The sequence below is a fragment of the Geothrix sp. genome, assembly GCF_049292215.1.
Classification (GTDB): Bacteria; Acidobacteriota; Holophagae; order Holophagales; family Holophagaceae; genus Geothrix.
Genome location: NZ_JBATQW010000041.1, coordinates 1 through 3,603, shown reverse-complemented (window position 1 = coordinate 3,603; position 3,603 = coordinate 1). Strand labels below are relative to the sequence as shown.

Sequence of the window (3,603 nt, the reverse complement as noted above, 5' to 3'; positions counted from 1 at the left end):
GACCACTCCATCGCTGAGAGGCGGATAGCAAGCCGCCGGGTTCGAATAGAGCGGGATTTGCCGAGGCCGTCATGTAGTAGGACACCAGGTTGATGCCGTTGTTCATGATGGCGCCGGAGGTGGTCTGCCCCGGGTTGCTTACGCTGAACCAGCCATAGCCGCCTCGAAGGATGGTCCTCGCGTTGCCGAAGAGGTCCAGGGTGAAACCGAAGCGGGGGTCCAGGCTCTTGTCGTTGGGGGCTCGGTCCAGGCCCTGGAGCTTAGGGTTGTGGTTTGGGTTGTCACTCCAGATCTCGGCCGTGTAGCGAAGGCCCAGGCTGACCAGTAGGCGCTTGTTGAAGAGGGAGCCATTCTGGGCCTGGACATAACCGGCCAGGAACTTCTCGCTGAAGCTGCTGACGCCATCCGTGGGCGAGTAGCCCTGGGTGTAGGTCACACCTCCGAGGGCGGCCGCCGGGGCACCCGTGAACCAGGACTGGGCGGCTGCATACGTAGGAAAGACCCAGCTGCCGTTGCCATTGGGCAGGAAGCGGTTATTCATGTCGATGAACTGCAGGTCCACGCCGCCCTTGAGGACCCAGTCGCCGGTCATGAAGGTGAGGTTGTCCTGGAGCTGGGTGGTGGTCTCGTCCGTGGTGCGGGGGTCGATGTAGTACTGGCCCGCGTTGATGTCATAGCCGCTGCTGAGCCGGTTGATGCGCACGGGGGAGGAGATGGTGCTGTTGGGCGTGGTGGGGCGCCGCTCGCTGGAGAGCTGGATGCGGGCCTCGTTCAGCAGGCTGGGCGACAGGGTCGAGCTGAGCTCCACCACCGTGGAGAGGCTGGTGAACTTCATGGTGGAGTTGCCGGACTCGGCTGTGTCGTTGCGGCGGGACCCCGCATAGATGTCGTTGAGGCCCTGGTAGTTCTGGGAGTTCATCCGGAGGGTCGCCCTGTGGTCCTGGTTGATGTCCCAGTCCAGGCGGCCCATGAAGACCAAGTTCTTCTGCTCATCGGTCCAGGGGCGACCGTTCTCCTGAGCCAGGGTTCGGCCCGGCATCGTCTGCATGAGTGCGCCCATGCCCGTGACCGAGTGGAAGAAGGCGGCGGACTCGGCAGTGAGATTGCCGAAGAGGGGGACGCTATCCTCCCGCTTCCGGGCCATTTCCACGTTCACGAAGTAGTGCAGCTTGTCCTTGAGGATGGGACCGCCCAGGTTGAAGCCCACTTGCAGGCTCTGGTAGCTACGGGTGCGAGCCTCATCGGAATTCACCCCATTTGGGGCATTCGGATCGTAGGGTACGGGCTTCACTTTGGCCGTGAAGGAATTCGGCCTGAACAGCACGAAGGCCATGCCTTGGGTCTCATTGGTGCCGGTCTTGGTAACGGCGTTAATGACTGCGCCTACGGCATCGCCGAACTGGGCGTCGAATGAATTCGTGATGACCTGCAGTTCCTTGATGGAGTCCTGGCCGAAGGTGAAGGGAATGCGGGTGCCGCCACGCTGCTCGCCGTTGAACTTGGAGTTGTAGCTACCGCCGTCGATCTGCAGATTGTTCTGGATGCCGCGGGCGCCTTCCACCGTCGTGTAGTAGCTGGTGTTGCCCACGGCCGCGCCGGGGGTGAGCTGCACGAGATCCGTGAAGTTACGGCCATTCACCGGGATGGCCTCGACCAGTTCCTGGGAGATGGAGGACTGTGTGTTGATCTGGGCCACGTCCAGGCTGGCCGCATCGGCCACCACGGTGACCACAGCGCTGGCTTCCACCGAGTCGAGGCTGAAGTTCTGGAGGGCGGTCTGGCCGAGGCCTACACGCAGGGAGGCATCCTTGGCGGTCTTCAGCCCAGTGGCGGCGACGGTCAGTTCGTAGTTCCCCACGGGCAGGAAGGCGAAGTGGTACTCGCCGTTGGCATTCGTGGTCGTCGTCCTGGTCAGGCCGGTCTCCAGGTTCCGCAGGGTGAGCGAAGCACTGGCGACCGCGCCCTTGGCCTTGGCCTTGACGGTCCCCCGGAGGGCACCCGAGGTGGTGCTGGTCTGCGCCGTGGCCACCACCGCGCAGGCCAGGGCGGAGAGGAGAAGAGCTGTGGTTCTCTGGGCTGACATCAAGGCTCCTTGCCCCACGGGGGCAGATCAAAAGTCGGAAGCGGGAACGCGATGAGGCGGGGTAAAGCGCGCTACGGCTTCGGCCATGGCTTTGGGGACGAACCCCCGGGGAGTGTGGACGATGAGGACATTATCCCAGCGAAGGCCTCCTTCAACCTTCAGGGTGTTTATGACCAATGTCACGGAACAACCCTGTAACGCCGAGGAAAAAATAGACTTCCAGCCAGGTGGCGGCCGGAGCCAGGGCACCACCGAGCTTTGATCGGTACACTTGCAACCAATCAGATCCCCCCGAGTTAGCTTGAGTGGCGGAGCCGATACCCCCACCTCCGGACACCCGTGCGGGTCCTCAGGCCACAGGAGCTGATAAGGAAAAGTCATTCCTGCGACCCGCGCCTACCCGCGGTCAGACACCCCACCAATGCCTGAACCGGGTTAAAAGCAGGCGCGATGAAAGGCGGGCGCCCCTGACTTGGACCGCGGAAAGGGGCCGGTATCGACTTACCAAGTGAAGCTACCCATCTCCGTGGTGGACATTGGGAACCTCACGCCGCCTCTTTTTCCGCGAGAGCAGAGCGCCTCCGCTGGGGGAGCGCCCTGGCCGTCCGTACAAGCCGAGGGTCCCCGCAGGGACCCTCGCGCCAAGGAAAACTGTCTCTACTTGTCGGTCAAGAGGTTCAACGTGAGCGGCTTGCTGGGAACGGCCCCCACAGTCCCTGTGGCGGCGGCGGTGTAGATGCTTCCAGCAGCCAAGTTGGGAGTGGCCTGGAGGACGATGGTCATGGTTCCCGTGACGGCCACCTTCACATCCGTCACGCCCGCCGGAACTTCCAGGTAAGGCGAGGTGACCTTGAAGGGGACGTTGGTTAGCTGTTTGACTCCGTTCACCCAGATGTCGACATTCGGGGCATCGGGGCTCAGGTGGATGGCGCGAAGCTTAGCCTTGCCGGCCGAGGGCGCCATCAGGTCATCCTCCACGACCAGGGGCTGGATCCGGCTCACAAGGTCCACCGCGAACACACTGTAGGCCTTGAGCGCCACCAGGTTCACATCCGCATTGATGACGGTGGTGGAGGTGCCCGCGACATTGACCTTCAGGTTCGTCGCGCCACCCGCCAGGGGAAGGTAGCTGCTGGCGACTGGGAACGGCACATTGGTGAGCGCGATCTGCCCGTTCACCAGGATGTCCACGGCCGGGGCGTCCGGCGAGGAATGCTTGACTCGCACCAGCGCACGGGAATCCGGGATCTCCAGCTTGGGCGTGGCAGCCTCGCGGGTGAGCCCCAGCAGGGTGATGGGGGAAGCGCCTTCGATTCGCTCGACCGCTGCCAGGACCAGGTTGGCCCCGGCGGCCAGGGGGACGGAGCCGGAGTCATACACGGGGGTCTTCGAGCCGGTGGCGGTGACCCGCACCTGGTAGGTGGCCGCGGGGATCTCCAGCGCGCCGGAGAAGCCCTTGAAGGGGACATTGGTCAGGGTTGGCATCGCGGTGGCGAGATCGGCGGACGGAGCCGTCACAT

General features: G+C 63.6%; 2 protein-coding genes. Both read right to left on the bottom strand.

Features of this window, described 5'->3' with window-relative positions; genetic code table 11:
* Nucleotides 1-2,083: carboxypeptidase regulatory-like domain-containing protein (locus tag WAS25_RS07075; protein WP_422310815.1), on the bottom strand; the 2,083-nt coding region annotated here is incomplete at its 3' end.
* A 657-nt stretch (nt 2,084-2,740) separates the two neighbouring features.
* Nucleotides 2,741-3,603 (bottom strand): DUF4397 domain-containing protein (locus tag WAS25_RS07070; RefSeq protein WP_422310814.1); only part of this gene is annotated, 863 nt, incomplete at its 5' end.